At 55.2% G+C, this 15,930-nt stretch carries 14 protein-coding genes, 2 tRNA genes and 1 pseudogene; 14 read left to right on the top strand and 3 right to left on the bottom strand.

What is annotated here, in order from left to right; all coding sequences use genetic code 11:
- Positions 1-11 precede the first annotated feature (11 nt).
- Complete coding sequence (locus IB237_RS05350; RefSeq protein ID WP_192487527.1) at positions 12-2,240, bottom strand: exopolysaccharide transport family protein; 2,229 nt, start codon at positions 2,238-2,240, stop codon at positions 12-14.
- A 238-nt stretch (positions 2,241-2,478) separates the two neighbouring features.
- On the opposite strand from IB237_RS05350, the gene IB237_RS05345 reads away from it, so the two are divergent.
- From IB237_RS05345 to IB237_RS05300, 10 genes are all read left to right on the top strand, one after another.
- A complete protein-coding gene (locus IB237_RS05345) occupies positions 2,479-3,051 on the top strand; it encodes a polysaccharide biosynthesis/export family protein (protein WP_192487526.1) in 573 nt (190 codons plus the stop codon).
- Between the two features lie 17 nt (positions 3,052-3,068).
- Positions 3,069-4,211: a glycosyltransferase family 4 protein gene (locus tag IB237_RS05340; protein WP_192487525.1), complete on the top strand. Its 1,143-nt coding sequence runs from the start codon at positions 3,069-3,071 to the stop codon at positions 4,209-4,211.
- Positions 4,212-4,346: 135 nt separating this feature from the next.
- The gene (locus IB237_RS05335) at positions 4,347-5,900 is read left to right on the top strand and encodes an undecaprenyl-phosphate glucose phosphotransferase (RefSeq protein WP_192487524.1); all 1,554 of its coding nucleotides are present in this window, start codon (positions 4,347-4,349) and stop codon (positions 5,898-5,900) included.
- Positions 5,901-5,950: 50 nt separating this feature from the next.
- The gene (locus IB237_RS05330; protein WP_192487886.1) at positions 5,951-7,129 is read left to right on the top strand and encodes an O-antigen ligase; all 1,179 of its coding nucleotides are present in this window, start codon (positions 5,951-5,953) and stop codon (positions 7,127-7,129) included.
- 82 nt (positions 7,130-7,211) lie between these two features.
- Positions 7,212-7,361 (top strand): hypothetical protein, encoded by a 150-nt coding sequence (locus IB237_RS05325; protein WP_192487523.1) that lies wholly within the window; start codon positions 7,212-7,214, stop codon positions 7,359-7,361.
- 133 nt (positions 7,362-7,494) lie between these two features.
- Positions 7,495-8,196 (top strand): hypothetical protein, encoded by a 702-nt coding sequence (locus IB237_RS05320; RefSeq protein WP_246787648.1) that lies wholly within the window; start codon positions 7,495-7,497, stop codon positions 8,194-8,196.
- 293 nt (positions 8,197-8,489) lie between these two features.
- Positions 8,490-9,488: an ABC transporter substrate-binding protein gene (locus IB237_RS05315; protein WP_192487522.1), complete on the top strand. Its 999-nt coding sequence runs from the start codon at positions 8,490-8,492 to the stop codon at positions 9,486-9,488.
- A gap of 142 nt (positions 9,489-9,630) precedes the next feature.
- Positions 9,631-10,518, top strand: a complete 888-nt coding sequence (locus IB237_RS05310) for a proline/glycine betaine ABC transporter permease (RefSeq protein WP_192487521.1) — start codon at positions 9,631-9,633, stop codon at positions 10,516-10,518.
- Positions 10,511-11,533, top strand: coding sequence for a glycine betaine/L-proline ABC transporter ATP-binding protein (locus tag IB237_RS05305; RefSeq protein WP_192487520.1), 1,023 nt, complete (start codon positions 10,511-10,513; stop codon positions 11,531-11,533). The genes IB237_RS05310 and IB237_RS05305 overlap by 8 nt, the downstream gene beginning before the upstream one ends.
- Before the next feature lie 138 nt (positions 11,534-11,671).
- Positions 11,672-11,748 (top strand) — tRNA-Pro (locus IB237_RS05300).
- Between the two features lie 49 nt (positions 11,749-11,797).
- Here IB237_RS05300 and IB237_RS05295 read toward each other — a convergent pair.
- Positions 11,798-12,385, bottom strand: a complete 588-nt coding sequence (locus IB237_RS05295; RefSeq protein WP_192487519.1) for a YqaA family protein — start codon at positions 12,383-12,385, stop codon at positions 11,798-11,800.
- Between the two features lie 487 nt (positions 12,386-12,872).
- On the opposite strand from IB237_RS05295, the gene IB237_RS05290 reads away from it, so the two are divergent.
- Positions 12,873-13,520: an exopolysaccharide biosynthesis protein gene (locus tag IB237_RS05290; RefSeq protein WP_192487518.1), complete on the top strand. Its 648-nt coding sequence runs from the start codon at positions 12,873-12,875 to the stop codon at positions 13,518-13,520.
- Here the strand turns inward: IB237_RS05290 and IB237_RS05285 are convergent.
- Positions 13,480-13,794, bottom strand: coding sequence for a hypothetical protein (locus tag IB237_RS05285; protein ID WP_192487517.1), 315 nt, complete (start codon positions 13,792-13,794; stop codon positions 13,480-13,482). The genes IB237_RS05290 and IB237_RS05285 overlap by 41 nt on opposite strands.
- Before the next feature lie 185 nt (positions 13,795-13,979).
- Between IB237_RS05285 and IB237_RS05280 the strand changes: the two genes are divergently transcribed.
- From IB237_RS05280 to IB237_RS05270, 3 genes and pseudogenes are all read left to right on the top strand, one after another.
- Positions 13,980-14,054 (top strand) — tRNA-Asn (locus tag IB237_RS05280).
- Positions 14,055-14,309: 255 nt separating this feature from the next.
- On the top strand, positions 14,310-14,573 hold the full coding sequence (locus tag IB237_RS05275) for a hypothetical protein (protein WP_192487516.1): 264 nt from the start codon (positions 14,310-14,312) through the stop codon (positions 14,571-14,573).
- Between the two features lie 471 nt (positions 14,574-15,044).
- A pseudogene (locus IB237_RS05270) lies at positions 15,045-15,440 on the top strand (flagellin); the annotation flags it as partial.
- Between the last annotated feature and the right edge of the window lie 490 nt (positions 15,441-15,930).

The following is a 15,930-nucleotide window of genomic DNA, read 5'->3' as shown; positions in this document are numbered from 1 at the left end:
GACGGTGGCCATTACGCCGCCGTACGGCTGCTATCCTGCGGATGACGCTGGCTGCTCATGCCGGACATGATCAGCACGCGGGAATGGCCATCATCAGCCAAGGTCTGCATGACACCCGTCAGGCTTTCCTTGTCCGGCTGTGGCGCCGAAACGATGATGTCGGTGGAGAGGTTTTTCAGAATTCCAGCCGCCCGCACCACATCAACCGCACCGCACTCGATCAGTACCGTGTCGTATACGTCAGCCAAAGCGCTTACCACCATCGTCAGACGGTCGATGACCCGCATGGCCTCATGCGCCGGCGTCTTGCCCTGCGGCACGATATGGGCGCTGGACAGGCGGTCATTGTGAATGGTTTCGGCAAAATTGACTTCACCAGCCAGCAGATCGGTAATACCAGGCAGATTGGAGGACGGCGCCATCAGGCGGGTCGGACAAGCCGACGCCGTCATGTCGACCAGCACGACCGTTCTGCCGCTTTCCGACACGGCGCGCGCCAGCATGACGGTTGCGGTGGAGCCGGCATCGCCAGCCGGCGATACGACGGTTGCAACCGGGCCGACGCCCTTCATGGCGAGATATTCCGCGACCATTTCGATGGAGAATGTTTCAAGACCAGACTGCTCGGCCGCGTCATTATCCACCACGTTCGCCTCAGCCGCCTCGAGCGTTTCAGGCGTCTCGGTCAGGTCGAGTGTTTCTTCCATTTCTGCGGCCAACGCCTCATCACTTGCCACCTGGATGCGGTCGGCAGGCACGTCCACGACGGCAACCGGCACGGCAACAGCCTCAACCACGGTGGCCTGCGTTTCCAGTTCTTCTTGCCTGGATGCACCGACAGGCCGCAAGGCGCGTCCGGTGAACAATTCAATCAGCATCACGACAACGCAGGACAACAGAAAGGTGACCAGCGAAACGACGATGACAATCGGTCCAACCTTGGGGAAATACGGTTCGCGCGGCTCGATGGCAGCAGAGATGACGCGGGCATCAGCCGGGCTGGAATCGGTGCTGGCCGTACGCGAGGTCGCCTCACGGTAACGGGCCAGATAGGTTTCCAGCAACTGACGCTGCGCCGTTGCATCACGCTCGAGGTCATTGAGGCCAACAGAATCTTCACCGGCACGTGCGCCGTCTGCCTTCAGCGTATTGAGCTGCTGCACCAGCTGGCGTTCCCGCAGGCGGGATACATTCGCTTCATTTTCTAGACTTGCCAACACCTTGCGGGTTTCGGTTTCAATCTGGCTGCGGATGCCGCCAAGCTGCGCACGCAGTGCCTTGATGCGAGGATGACCGTCGAGCATGGTGGTCGAGAGATCAGAAATTTGCGACTGGATACCGGATTCGGTTTCCTTGAGACGCTGGATCATCTGCGAACCGATAATGTCAGGCAGCGTGTCGGTCGGGCGGCCGGAGGACAGTGCATTGCGCACATTTTCAGCACGCGCTTCGGCATTGGCCTTTTCGCCGCGAACACGTGCCAGTTCGGTCGAGATGTCACCGAGCTGTCGTGTTGCAAAGGTGGTGTTTTCACCGACTGTCAGCAGATCGGAAGAGGCACGGTAATCCGCCACCTTCTTGTCGGCTTCGCGTACCTTTTCGCGCAGGCTGGCGATTTCCGGCTCAAGCCAGCGTGCGGCCTCAGAATTTGCATCGAGTTTGGCGTCAGTCTGCAGCGATTGGTAGACTTTAAGAATTTCGTTGGGGATGGCAGCGGCCAGCACCGGGTCCTTGGAGGAAAACTCCACGGCGATAACGCGCGACGTCTCAGCGCGGTAAACCTGCAGCTTTTCCCGGAAAGCGGAAATGACCCGTTCTTCCGGGGCCACTTCCAGCGGGTTCTTTTTCATGCCGATCATGACCAGCAGGCGCGACACCATTGACGGGCTGGCACCGGGGTCGAATTCAGGCAGCTCGTAAAGCTTCATGTTGCGGGCAACCTGCTTGATCAGGTCGACCGATTGCAGAAGCTGCGTCTGGCTGGAGATATTCAAATCGTCCAGCACCTGCTGGGAGCCAGTACCGTTCGGGTCTGCATTGCCGAATGATGCTGCACGGGTTTCGATGAGGACACGGGCCTCGCTGCGATAGACCGGCGACATGACACTGGACGCGGCAAACGCCACGCCGCCAGCGATCAATGTCACGGCTGCAATTTTTCCCCGCCTCTCCCAGATGGCAAGCACCAGCCGCGCCAGGTCGATATCCACGTCTTTATCATTACGGCCTGTCGCTGACATGCGAACTCCTGCATCGTGACCCCTCAAGGGCAGGCTGGACGAAACGGCTGCACGACGCGCGCGCCCGTCCATTACATTCCTGTTGCCGTAATTTTAGGACTTTATGGTAACCCAACCGTTAACCGGCCTTCGCGATCTCAAAGGCGCAGTTTCATACTTTTTTCGCATCATTTACTCGGCGTTAACCCTAACAGATCGATAACGTCTGTAATTGCCGCTTTGTGGAGCCCAAGCGCGAATGTTCTGCGCCCTGAACCGTACCGCCATTATCGTTGTGACCGCCTTTGCTGCGGCACTGTCCGGCTGTTCGGCGTATCAGCCCGCTCCGAAAGCCTTTCACGAAGCGACCATCCAACCCTACCGGCTGGATAGCGGCGACAGACTGCGGATTACCGTTTTCGAGCAGACCGGTCTGAGCAACAGCTATACGGTGGATCAGGCTGGTTACATCGCCTTCCCTCTCATTGGCCCGGTCCCTGCCCGTGGCCAGACATTGCCGCAGCTTGAAGGGGCCATCGCCCAGAAACTGCGACAGGGCTATCTGCGTGACCCGGATGTGACGATCGAAATCGACCGTTACCGGGCAATCTTCATTATGGGTGAAGTCGGTCGTCCGGGGCAATATTCCTATGTGCCTGGTATGACCGTGCAAAATGCTATCGCTATTGCCGGCGGTTTCTCCACGCGTGCCAACCAGCGCGACGTGGATGTAACCCGCAAAATCAACGGGGAAATCGTGACGGGGCGCATCAATATCTCGGGACCAATCCTCGCTGGTGACACTGTGTATGTCCGTGAACGCTTCTTCTGATTGCCAGTAACGGTAACATGACCACAGAAAAACCTCTCCGCATCCTGCATTGCTTTCGCTCACCGGTCGGTGGTGTATTCCGCCACGTTCGTGACCTTGTGGAAGAGCACGTAAAGCTGGGACATGAGGTTGGCATTCTGTGCGACAGTTCAACCGGTGGTGAGCACGAGGAAAAACTGTTTGAGCAGATCAAGCCCATGCTGTCGCTGGGGCTTATCCGTTTGCCCATCGGACGTTCGGTCGGCCCATCCGACCTGGGCGCTCTTTGGAAAGCCTATCAACATATCAAAAGTTTGCAGCCAGATGTAATCCATGGCCATAGCGCCAAAGGCGGCGTTCTCGCCCGTCTCATCGGCTCAGCTCTGCGGGTGAACAGGTATCGCGTAGCCCGCCTCTATTCGCCCCATGGGGGCAGCCTGCACTATGACCGCAAATCCCTGCGCGGTCAGGTGTTCTTTAATGTGGAGCGCCTTTTAGAGCGCTTTACCGATGCGCTGTGTTTCGTCTGCCATTACGAGCAGAACACCTATACGCAAAAGGTCGGTAAACCGCACACGCAAGCGCGGATGATTTATAATGGCGTGCAGGAAAGCGAATTTGCGCCGGTTCCGCTCAATGCAAATGCCAGCCATTTTCTCTACATCGGCATGTTGCGTGACCTCAAAGGTCCCGATGTGTTCATCGATGCCTTTGCACAGGCTGAAAAACTGTCTGGGCAAACCCTGACCGGCGTGATCGTCGGCGATGGGCCCGAGCGTGACAAGTACCGCGACGCAATTGCGGCGGCCGGCCTGTCTGACCGGCTCGTCATGCATCCATCCATGCCAGCCCGCAAGGCATTTGCTTTGGCGGATACGGTCGTTGTCCCCTCACGGGCAGAATCCCTGCCCTACATCATTCTCGAAGCACTGGCGGCCGGAAAACCGGTGATTGCCTCACGGGTTGGTGGCATTTCCGAGATCATGGGCGAACAGAGCCCGGCGCTGGTCACGGCAGGAGACGCAACAAGCCTGGCGCAGACCATGGTTCGCAGCTTGCAAGTCCCTGAGTGGCGACAGCAAGCTTTGCCTGATGCAATTGAATTCCGGCAGCGGTTTTCCACACCCGTAATGGCCGGACAAATTCTTGGCCTTTATCGGGAATTACTGCCCCGCACCTGACGGGATGCAAGACTAACCATCCGTTCACAGGTCGTATCAGCACGGTACGACTGTCTAAAGACTTGGTTGTCGCCATAAACGTTTCTTAGCATGTTGCCGCTATGGTTGCGCCAAAATGCAAAACGGAATGCGTCCATGAGCAACGTCCAAAACCAGCAACTCGATATCAATGAACTGCGCAAAAAGGTGTCCGAGATTGCCGGTCGTTCAGCTGGTGATGGAGACAGCCCACCAGTGTCGCTCAACCCGTTGGCACGACAGGTCGCCAATCAGCTGCGTACGGGCAATCACTCCCCCAACATCATTATCGGCCAGCTGCAATTGCTGGAATTTGCCGGGCTGGTGATCCTTGGCTGCATCGTCAGCATACTGGCCTCGGAACATACGGTTGGCAGCCTGCTTGGCCTGTTTGCCATCATGGTGGCGGGTGCAGGTCTGACCGGCCTGATGCTTTATGCTCTTGATCTTTACCAGTTGCCGTCGCTGCGCACGCCTATGACCAAGATGCCGCGTATCCTGATGGCCTATACCGCCGGTTTTGCGCTGACGGTGCTTCTTCTTCTCGCCTTTCATCCTACCGGTGGCAGTTCGTGGCTGACAACTGCCATGTGGTTTGTGGCCGGTGCTGCCTTTCTCGCGCTGGAACGTATCCTTACCGGCGTGGCAATCCGCCACTGGGGCCGTAATGGCGTCATGGAGCGTCGTGCGGTTATCGTCGGTGGTGGCGATGCAGCCAAGAACCTTATCCGCTCGCTGGAAGAGCAGCCGGACAATGATATCCGCATCTGCGGTATCTTCGACGACCGCACCGGCGATCGTTCGCCTGATATCGTTGCCGGTTATCCAAAGCTTGGCACCTTCGCCGAACTGGTGGAATTTGCACGCCTGACCAAACTCGACATGTTGATCATCTCGTTACCGATTTCGGCCGAGGGACGTATTCTTGCCCTGTTGAAGCAGGTGTGGATCCTGCCGGTCGATATTCGTATCGCCGCACATGCCAACAAACTGCGTTTCCGCCCGCGCTCCTATTCGCATGTCGGCAATGTGCCGATGCTGGATGTGTTCGACAAACCGATCCGCGACTGGGACTCGGTTGCCAAGCGCATCTTTGACCTGTTCTTCACCGTGGTGGCCCTGCTGTTGTTGTGGCCGGTGATGATTGGCGCGGCCATTGCCGTGAAAACCACCTCGAAGGGTCCGGTTTTCTTCAAGCAGAAACGCCACGGCTTTAACAACGAGACGATCAATGTCTGGAAATTCCGCTCGATGTATACCGAGCTTAGCGACCCGACAGCCAAAAAGGCAGTGACCAAGAACGATCCGCGCGTGACGCCTGTCGGCCGTTTCCTGCGTAAATCCTCGATTGACGAGTTGCCGCAGCTGTTCAACGTGCTGAATGGCAGTCTGTCGCTGGTTGGCCCTCGACCGCATGCGGTCATGGCCCAGACCGGCGACCTGAAATATGCCGATGTGGTCGAGCATTATTTTGCCCGCCACAAGGTCAAACCCGGTGTGACCGGATGGGCGCAGATCAATGGCTGGCGTGGCGAGATCGACAACAGCGACAAGATCAAGTTTCGCACCGCTTTTGATCTGCATTACATCGAAAACTGGTCGTTGATGTTCGACCTCAAGATCATGTTCCTGACACCGATCAGGCTGCTCAAATCGGAAAACGCCTATTGAGCAACGTCAGCCTGACAGATACGCCCGGTTTCAACGCGCCATTGGCCGCCATGCGGATGATTGGCGCGTTTGCGCTTGCCTTTGGCGTGTTCCTGTCCGGTTTTGTTATTTCCGAACCGGCACCTTACGAGCTGATGATGGTGGCGCAGGTCGCAATCTGGTTCCTGCTCGGGCTTCGCCTGTCCAAACGCGTCATCGTGCTGTTGGCTTTTTTGCTGGTGTTCAATGCCGGTGGTTTTCTCTCCCTGCTGGTCATGTCGGATCTTGGCGAAGGGCCGATGTACCTCGCCGTCTCAACCTTTCTGGCGCTGACATCGGTGTTTTACGCTGCTGTCACGGAAGATGATCACCGGCGGCTGTCGCTGATTTTCAAAGCCTGGGTTTTTGCCGCCCTGATCACCTCGATGCTGGGCATTCTCGGTTACTTCAATGCCATTCCCGGCTTTGAAGTGTTCACGCTCTATGACCGTGCCAAGGGCGCGTTCCAAGACCCGAACGTCTTTGGCCCGTTTCTCGTCACGCCGTCACTGTTTCTGGTTTATGGCCTGTTGACCGGTCGGGTCAGCAGCATGCCGCTTAAGGTTCTCGGCCTGCTCATTCTGGTGCTCGGTATTTTCCTGTCGTTTTCCCGTGCGGCCTGGGGCCTGTTTCTTATCGCAACCGTCATGCTCGTTCTGCTGATGTTGCTGAAAGAGCGCTCCACCGCCTTCCGGCTTAAAATACTGGTGCTGACACTGCTGGCCGTGGTGTTTCTGGTTATCGCATTGATGGTCGCCTTGCAGTTCGAACAGGTCTCCAACCTGTTCTTGAGCCGAACAAAGGCCGTGCAGGATTATGATGGCGGCCATCTTGGGCGATTTGCGCGACATCGCATTGGCTTCATGATGGCCATGGAAAATCCGCTCGGGATTGGTCCCATGGTGTTTGCCACCATCTTCCCGGAGGCGGAGCATAATATCTGGCTGAAAAGCCTGACGACTCACGGCTGGCTCGGTTTTGTCAGCTATGTCTCCCTGATGTGCTGGACGGTGGTGGAAGGGTTCAGATACCTGCTGCGGGATCGTCCATGGCAACCTTTCCTGATGATTGCCTGGGTCAGTTTTGTCGGCCATCTGATCATTGGCAATGTCATCGACACCGACCACTGGCGGCATTTCTTCCTGTTGCTCGGCATCATCTGGGGCTGCATAGCGCTGGAACTGAAATGGCAACGTCAGCAGCGGCAATAATTTTTCGCTGACATGGTGTTGCTGATGGAACCCGTTGGCATTCCTGCGCATTTCACTCTCGAAAGTATGACGGGAGACTTGAATGACGAGAACCAACAATCTTTATTTCATCATCGGCGCACTGGTGATCCTCGCTGCAGGTCTTGGTGCCTATGTCTGGCATCAGGAAAGCAAGCCTGCAGGCATTGAGATGCAGATCGGTCCAAACGGCGTAAAAATTCAAGAAAATTGATTTCAGACAAGGCTTGCCGATACTCAAGCCTCGCGCATGCATGTCGCTATAGTTTGAGGACAGGCGATAGAACGCTATCGCTTGTCCGATAACCGCGCGGAAGCCATTTCCGCGAAGCATACAGGCGCAGTTCATGGTTTCTTCGATTCAATCCATCCGGCTGATGACGACGCAAATCGCCCTAAAAGCCCTGAAGGAGCAGGAGGAAACGACAACCTCGACCAGCTCCGCATCCAGCTCGATTTTGCAGCAATATGGCCTGGACACGTCGACCAGCTCCTCCAACGATACGTTGACGCGGCTGCTGACGACACTGGCCACCAAGAATTCCAGTTCAACTGATGACACGACATCAAGTACCACGACGACAACACCCGTCTCGACGGACGTCACGACCGCCTCCTTCATGCGCAGTCTGAAAGACAGCCTTGAAGAGATGGCCGACACTGCCGCAGGCAAGAAGCAGGCAGATGCGATGTTGGCTGCCCTGAAGGCTGGCACACTGACGGTGACCGACCCGGTCAGCGGCCAGAAGATTGCCGCTTGGGATGTCGATGATGAAAAGCACAAGGACACCTCATCAGGTGCGGCAACCGCCATTGCCACCAACAACTGGAGTGACTTCCTGAAAGAGCGCCTGACACGCGGCGAGGATGTTTCCTACGCCAAATCCAGCGACGGCAGCTACATCGACAAGACCACCGGCGAGAACGCCTATTTCGGCACTGTCGGCAGCAAATATTATTACCTGTCATGGCCAGCTGCCAACGCTAACACGCCGGCAAGCGGAACAGACAAGATGGTTTCGTCTTCAGGGTCCAGCGACACGAATTAACTGCTGAATTGGGGCGCTATATACACGCCTTCCCTTGGCGTGTTGCGACACCGCTTCCAGCAAGCGGCACAGCATGTTCCGCAACCAAAAGAGTGCCCGGAAAGCTTGGCTGTTTTCCGGGCTTTTGCGTTTTTGCAACTTCAAAAAAATTGAAAATATACATCAATGCGGCATGATCTGACGCAATCGGAATGCCCCCTCTTGGTAAATGAAGGCTCAATAGGCACGTCTGTGGACGCGGTGCCGCAGACGCCCGGGTTCACGTAACACCGCGACCAGAGGGAACAAAAAAAATGAAAATGCTTTTGGCCTCCACCGTTCTTGCCGCAAGCCTTGCCGGTTTTGCGACAACGGCCTCCGCAGCAGATTGCGGCACAGTTACCATTGCCAACATGAACTGGCAGTCCGCTGAAGTGGCCGCCAATGTCGACAAACTCATTCTCGAAGCCGGTTACGGCTGTACGGCGGAACTGGTTGCCGGTGACACCGTACCGACACTCACCTCGATGGCCGAAAAAGGCCAGCCAGACATTGCACCCGAGGCATGGGTCAGCCTGCAGCCGGAAATCGTAAACCGTGGCATCTCCGAAGGGAAGTTCATCAGCGCCGCCAAAATTCTCTCTGACGGCGCCGTACAGGGCTGGTGGATCCCGAAATACGTTGCCGAGGCTAACCCGACCATAAAGACCGTGGGTGACTTGTTTAAAAACCCACAGCTTTTCCCGGCACCGGAAGACAGCAGCAAGGGCGCCGTCTACAACGGCCCGCAGGGTTGGGGTGGCACAGTGGTGACAGCCCAGCTGTTTAAAGCCTATGATGGTGAAAAGGCCGGATTTACGCTGGTTGACACCGGATCAGCCGCCGGCCTCGATGGCGCGATTGCCAAGGCCTATGAGGCCAAACAGCCAGTGGCCGCTTATTACTGGGCACCAACCGCCCTGCTCGGCAAATACGAGATGGTCAAGCTCGACTTCGACACCACCTATGACGCCGCCGAATGGAAACGCTGCACTTCGGTTGCCGATTGCGCCGATCCAAAGCTGAATGCCTGGCAAACAGACACGGTTGAAACCGTTGTTGCCAAAAGCTTTGCCGACCGCGCCGGTCCGGTCATGGATTACCTCAACAAACGCGCCTGGACCAACGACACTGTCAACAAGCTGATTGCGTGGATGAGCGACAACCAGGCAACCGGTGAAGAAGGTGCAAAATACTTCCTGAAAAATAACGAAGCTCTGTGGACGGCATGGGTTTCCCCTGATGTGGCAGAAAAGATCAAGGCATCGCTCTGATTTTTAAAAGCCATCGGAAACCGCAGGTGACCTGAGGCACCGGCATTTCCAACACCGAGGCGGCCGGGACTGGAGACACACCCACAATAAACGGGGGATCCAACCTGGCTCTCATCGCCCTTATCGTCATGGGGACGTTCATATGGATTGGTTCTGGAAGTTTCCGACAATGGATGCCGAAACCCTTCGCGGTGTCAAAAAAAGCATCGACGAAGGATTTCGCGGATTTACGCGGGCGTATGGCAGCGACATTGAAGCGCTGTTCAGTCCCCTGCAAAGTTTCCTGATCTGGTCAGAGCGCCTGCTGACCGGCACACCATGGCCGATTATCATTGTGGTCATCGCCGCCATTGCCTGGCTTGGCAGCCGCAGTGTGCCCATCGTCATCGGCTGCGTGTTCACCCTCTTCCTCATCGGTTATTTCGACATGTGGGCCGATACGATGAAGACGGTGTCGATGATCCTTGTCTGTACTGTCGTATCGATCCTTATCGGACTGCCGATCGGCATTGCCATGTCGCGCTCAAACCGGCTGCAGAATGTCGTTAATCCCGTGCTCGACGTCATGCAGACCATGCCGAGTTTCGTCTACCTCATCCCGGTGGTGATGTTGCTTGGCATCGGGCGTGTGCCCGGGGTGATTGCGGTTGTCATCTACGCCATCCCGCCCATGATCCGCCTGACCAATCTTGGCATCCGCATGGTCGATCGTGACGTGCTGGAGGCCGCAGACGCCTTTGGGTCATCCGGCTGGCAGAAGCTGAAGAACGTGCAGCTGCCGCTTGCCCTGCCCACCATCATGGCCGGTATAAACCAGACCATCATGATGGCTTTGGCCATGGTGGTGATTGCTTCGATGATTGGCGTGCAGGGACTAGGGCAACCGGTGCTGAAAGCCATTGCCAACCAGTATTTTACGCTCGGCATTTTTAACGGGCTGGCCATTGTTGGCATCGCCATCATTTTTGACCGTATCAGCCAAGCCTATGGCCTGCGCCTGCAAAAGCACCGGGAAATCACGCATGACTAGTCAATCGATTGAGATCCGGAACCTTTACAAGATTTTCGGACCCCGGCCTGCAAACTTTGTTGAATCCGTCGCCAATGGCATGACAAAAACCGAACTGAACCAGAAACATGGCCATGTCCTGGGTTTGCGCGACATCAACATCACCATTCCCGGCGGCGGCATTACGGTGATCATGGGCCTGTCCGGCTCTGGCAAATCAACGCTCATTCGCCACATCAACCGCCTTATCGAACCAACCGCTGGCGAAGTTCTGTATGGCGGCGATGATGTCTGTCGCATGAGCCAGGACGAATTGCGGGAATTTCGGCGCCACAAGACGGCAATGGTATTCCAGAAGTTTGCCCTTCTGCCCCACCGTAACGTGTTGCAAAACACCGTCTACGGCCTTGAAATTCAGGGGACGGCAAAAGAAGAGCGCGAAGAACGCGCCCAGATCTGGATCAAGCGTGTTGGGCTGGAAGGTTTTGCCAACCACTACCCCAACCAGCTGTCCGGCGGCATGCAGCAACGTGTCGGTCTTGCCCGCGCGTTGACGCACAATGCTGAAATCCTCTTGATGGACGAAGCCTATTCAGCGCTTGATCCGCTGATCCGCGTCGACATGCAGGGCGTGCTGCTGGAACTGCAAAAGGAACTCAAAAAGACTGTCGTCTTCATCACCCATGATCTGGATGAGGCACTTCGACTGGGCGACAAAATAGCCATCCTGCGCGACGGTGAGGTCATTCAACAGGGTACGCCGGCAGATATCGTGCTCAACCCGGCCGACGCCTATATTGAATCCTTCGTCAAGGAGGTGAACCGTGGCCGCGTGATCCGCCTGAGCGCGGTTGCGGAGCAGACCAAGTCTATCGGCCCTTCCCTGCAACTGTCGGAAGATTTGACTGTCGAACAGTCGCTGCGGGAACTGACCAAGGCCGGCGCATCGGTCGTCAATATCGTCTGCTCACAGGGACGCCCTGTCGGCAGTGTCTCCAAGGAAAAACTGGTCGATTGCATGGTGGGGAATGGGTGAATGGCTAGAGCGCGGATGAGCATCTGATTTGCAGGGTGCGAGGTGCCGCCCGCCCCGCACTTTTATATTCACCAAATGATTTTAAGCTTGCATCGGTATTTTAAAAAGATTAATCGAACCAAGCCTTTTTAGGCAGTTCGGAGCGTAGCGCAGCTCGGTAGCGCACTTGCCTGGGGGGCAAGGGGTCGCAGGTTCAAATCCTGTCGCTCCGACCATTTCCTCAATCACACCCCCATTGATGTGATTGATTTTCCTCACAAAACCTCACTTCAGAAAAACGTAAGCCGCATAAACGGCAATGAGTGCGGCTGCAGCCATAGCGCTGATCAGGCCAAGGCGCTTTTCGATGAAGTGGCGGATGTCCTCGCCATATTTCTGCAGCAGACCGGCCAGTATGAAAAACCGTGCACCACGGGTGATAACCGCGGAGATGATAAACAGGCTAAGGCTGATATTGGCCGCACCCGACAGGATCGTGACGACCTTGATCGGCGGCAGATGCGCCAGACCCGACGTGATCAGCAAGAGTACAATGGTTTCGTAGTTGACGGTCGCCTGCAACTCTTCAAACGCATGAAGTTTGCCATAAAACTCCAGCACCGGACGGGCGATGCTTTCAAATGCGTAATGGCCAAGGAACCACCCTGCTATACCACCGAGCACGGAAAACAGCGTGGCCACAAATGCGTAGTGCATGGCGCGGTGTGGCTTTGCCAGAACCATTGGCAAGAACAGCACGTCGGCGGGAACCAGAAACACTGAGCTTTCCACGAAGGCGACGATTGCCAGCCACCATACGGCGGTCTTGCGACGCGCAAGCGCCATGGTCCAGTCATACAAACCACGCAGCATTTTCCAAACCTTCCTGAAAATCAAAAGATGAAACCGGGCGTTTACGCCGGCCCAAAACACTCAAATATTCATTCGTCATGCCAGCGCCATTTAGCGCAGGCCCCCTTTACGCATTCAGACATGCGCAATCGCAAAACCGCGAACCTTTTAGAAAAGTCAATGCTGCATCGCAACCAAAACATTGTTTTTCTGGCATATATTTCAAAATTGTCATATAGTTGTCAGTGGGAGAACTGAGGAGGAAATGTCATGGACATCTTAGGTCTGTTCACATCGCTTAACCCATTCATCATTGGCGTGCTGATGATTGTTTTGGTAGCGGGCGCCTATACCAAGTGGGTTTCGCATTAAATCGCGAACAGTTTGAGGCAGACATCCGGTAAAATCGCAGCCATGTGAATGGCAGGAGCTTTGTTGCCCCTGCTTTCTCATAGGCAATTCGTGCCATACCTGTTATCAATCCCTGATTTAAATTACGGGATAAAACATGACGGCAAACGATTTCACCTTCACCGATACGTCCGAGAAGTTGAGCGCAACGCTTAGAAAACTGATCGGCAAGCTCGATGGCCAGACGATTACGCTCAGAGAATTGATGGCTTCTATCGGCGAACAGGGATTGCTGCTGGTTTGCGCCATTGCGTCGTTGCCGTTTCTCATTCCGGTATCTATTCCGGGCGTCAGTACCGTGTTTGGTGCGGCAATCATCATGATCAGCGTTGCCATCACGCTCAACCGCATGCCCTGGCTGCCTGCGCGCATCCTGGACAAGCAGATGCAGACGTCAAAACTGCTGCCCGCGCTGGAAAAGGGAATTTCGATCGTCTCGAAGCTGGATAATTATATCCGCCCTCGCCTGCCTGCTCTGACCGGCAGCCTGTTTGCCAACCGCATCAATGGTCTTGCCATCATGGCGGCCGGCATTCTGCTGATGTTGCCGCTCGGCCTCATTCCATTTTCCAATACGCTGCCAGCTGTGGCCATCCTGCTGTTTTCTGCGGGCATGATCCAGCGTGACGGCTTCTTCGTGGTCGGCGGTTATGCCTTCCTCGTGCTGACCGTCGTCTATTTTTCGGTTCTCGCTTATCTGGCGTTTATTGCTGGCCAGGGGCTTGGTGGTCTTTTTGCTGAATAGGCTGCAGGTCTTTTACAGGCACTGGTGAACCTTTACGCCGCGCCCACCATATGGTGACGCGGCGCCTGCCTCTGCGCACTATGTGCAAATCATGCGACAACACAATTACGCCAAGCGGTAACATCCAGAATCCCAATATTGGCAAAAACCCCAGCACACCGCCGACGATGAGCAGAGAGCCCGCCGTGATGCGCCCATAACGGGATCTTGGCATTGAGATGCTGATTTTTCCGAGATTCAGTTTGCCATTTTTGGAATCGATTCCAAATTTCATCGACGTATCACTTCTCTCAGCCTCATTTGGCCAAAACATCCAAAATTATTTTCGCTCAACATCCCCTGCAAAATGGGACCTTTTGTGAATAAAACAAGACGAATGCATTTTTTTTGAAAAAAGCACTTGGCAAATGGGAAAAGCATTTGTATTACCCCGCTCACACCACGACAAGCGGTGGACATTCCCTGGTAGCTCAGCGGTAGAGCATTCGACTGTTAATCGACAGGTCGCCGGTTCGAATCCGGCCCGGGGAGCCATTTATCTCTTAAATGGTTGTTCTTTATAGAACACAATATCGCTGAAAACTCCCGCACTTTCATATCCGCGCTCTGGAAAACTTATTTTCCTTTTGTGAAAATCCTGCAACGGTAACTGACATGCTTTGTCGTTATTATCGCCAGGCGATTTTTTGCGTTTGAGTCGCTGGCTGGCTAAACACCAACGACAGAGCGTAAAACGCGGTAAGCGGCCCAAGTGGCAAGTTCATCACATCAGAAGCGGAGAATCACGGAATGACAAAAAAACAAAAAATGGAACACTCCGAGTTTGCCGGTGAGTTTGAAGACGACGGCATCACCGTGCTGGTCGATATCTTTCGCCCTGAAGGAACCCAGGGTGACTGGACACTCGAGGTCATCAGCGAGCAGGACGACGTCACGACCTGGGACGAGCCGTTTGCGACCGACAAGGACGCCTGGGAAGAGTTTTTGGCGACCTGTGAGAAGGATGGCATTCGCAGCTTCCTGGATGGCGAAGAAGAGCCGTCTGTTCACTAAGCCAGTATAGCCGTATAGCGATTGCAGGCGGAGATCTCCGCCTGATGCCACCTCCAGCCAATATTCCCGGTTGGGCTTGCCCTGCCAGATTCTTGGCGAAAATAAGCATACTTGCAAAGCCAACAAAAAAGGCCGGACACGGAGTGCCGACCTTCTCGTCCGTTGATCCTGTCAGTGCCGGTACATCCGCGGTCAAAGACGTCAACTGGTACTACCATTAGCGTAGCTTGATGACATAACGATGTCAGTGCTGATTGGTTCCTGCTGTTTTCATTTTTTAGATGCCAGTGCAGCGTTCTGCCCGCGACTCCCCGTACAGTCGATAATGCCTTGTTTTTCCATAGTGAAAAATTGGCAAATCGTTATTTTTGACAATTGTAATAAACCATCTATTAACCATAACTGGGGCTCTATGTGGGCTACACTCTCACGCTCATGATGAGCGTCTGAATTCCCCAACAGAGCATACCTATGACCAGCATTCTCACGAACGCTGGAGCGACTTCTGCGCTTCAGACCCTGCGGACGATCGGTTCCAATTTGGACCGTTCGCAAAACCAAGTCAGTTCCGGCCTTCGTGTACAGACAGCAGCAGACAATGCGGCTTACTGGTCCATTTCCACCACCATGCGTTCTGACACTATGGCCATTGACGCCGTGACAGATGCGTTGAACCTTGGGGCAGCAAAGGTCGATACGGCCTATGAGGGTCTGGAATCGACCGTCGAGATTCTCAAACAGTTCAAGGCAAAACTCGTCACGGCAAAAGAAGACAGCGTCGACCGGACAAAGGTTCAGGAAGAGCTGGCGCAGCTTATCGATCAGGCCAAAAGCGTCTCAGAATCGGCGAGCTTCAGCGGACAAAACTGGCTGAATACAGATTTCGACGACATCTTTGACCGAGCCCAGTCAATGGACACGGTTGTGTCGTCCTTTGTCCGAAACAACAATGGCGGCGTCAGCGTCAAGACAACCGATGTCGACGTGTCCAAACTCACCTTGTTCAACACGACCGGTGACGGCTTGCTGCAAGTCGACTCACGCGCCATTGGCGATATTGGTGGTCTGCGCAATGTGGACTGGGAAAGCTATGAAATGTCCGGCTGGCAATATTTCAACTTTCCGCACAGCGCCACCTTTGGCGCCGGAGACGTCATAACATTCGATTACACGGCAGATGGCAGCGCGCTTGGAGCCGGAACGACCTATACGCTGACAATCGACAGAAGCACCGTCGATGACGCATTGGGCGCTGGCGCCAATGGTTACATCGGCACGGTCCGTGACTGGATGGTGGTTGTTTCAAGAGCGACATGGAGCTCACCTCCCCCCTCCGATCCGAGCCGCGGCAGTGGCT

This window comes from Agrobacterium sp. AGB01, assembly GCF_014851585.1.
Taxonomy (GTDB): Bacteria; Pseudomonadota; Alphaproteobacteria; order Rhizobiales; family Rhizobiaceae; genus Agrobacterium.
The sequence above is the reverse complement of the archived record's forward strand: the minus strand, read 5'-3'. Positions and strand labels throughout refer to the sequence as shown.

What these genes read in the sequence shown, in the direction of transcription:
- IB237_RS05350 (WP_192487527.1), bottom strand. Translation starts at nt 2,240, where the DNA reads ATGTCAGCGACAGGCCGTAATGATAAAGACGTGGATATCGACCTGGCG.
- IB237_RS05345 (WP_192487526.1), top strand. Translation starts at nt 2,479, where the DNA reads ATGTTCTGCGCCCTGAACCGTACCGCCATTATCGTTGTGACCGCCTTT.
- IB237_RS05340 (WP_192487525.1), top strand. Translation starts at nt 3,069, where the DNA reads ATGACCACAGAAAAACCTCTCCGCATCCTGCATTGCTTTCGCTCACCG.
- IB237_RS05335 (WP_192487524.1), top strand. Translation starts at nt 4,347, where the DNA reads ATGAGCAACGTCCAAAACCAGCAACTCGATATCAATGAACTGCGCAAA.
- IB237_RS05330 (WP_192487886.1), top strand. Translation starts at nt 5,951, where the DNA reads ATGCGGATGATTGGCGCGTTTGCGCTTGCCTTTGGCGTGTTCCTGTCC.
- IB237_RS05325 (WP_192487523.1), top strand. Translation starts at nt 7,212, where the DNA reads ATGACGAGAACCAACAATCTTTATTTCATCATCGGCGCACTGGTGATC.
- IB237_RS05320 (WP_246787648.1), top strand. Translation starts at nt 7,495, where the DNA reads ATGGTTTCTTCGATTCAATCCATCCGGCTGATGACGACGCAAATCGCC.
- IB237_RS05315 (WP_192487522.1), top strand. Translation starts at nt 8,490, where the DNA reads ATGAAAATGCTTTTGGCCTCCACCGTTCTTGCCGCAAGCCTTGCCGGT.
- IB237_RS05310 (WP_192487521.1), top strand. Translation starts at nt 9,631, where the DNA reads ATGGATTGGTTCTGGAAGTTTCCGACAATGGATGCCGAAACCCTTCGC.
- IB237_RS05305 (WP_192487520.1), top strand. Translation starts at nt 10,511, where the DNA reads ATGACTAGTCAATCGATTGAGATCCGGAACCTTTACAAGATTTTCGGA.
- IB237_RS05295 (WP_192487519.1), bottom strand. Translation starts at nt 12,385, where the DNA reads ATGCTGCGTGGTTTGTATGACTGGACCATGGCGCTTGCGCGTCGCAAG.
- IB237_RS05290 (WP_192487518.1), top strand. Translation starts at nt 12,873, where the DNA reads ATGACGGCAAACGATTTCACCTTCACCGATACGTCCGAGAAGTTGAGC.
- IB237_RS05285 (WP_192487517.1), bottom strand. Translation starts at nt 13,794, where the DNA reads ATGAAATTTGGAATCGATTCCAAAAATGGCAAACTGAATCTCGGAAAA.
- IB237_RS05275 (WP_192487516.1), top strand. Translation starts at nt 14,310, where the DNA reads ATGACAAAAAAACAAAAAATGGAACACTCCGAGTTTGCCGGTGAGTTT.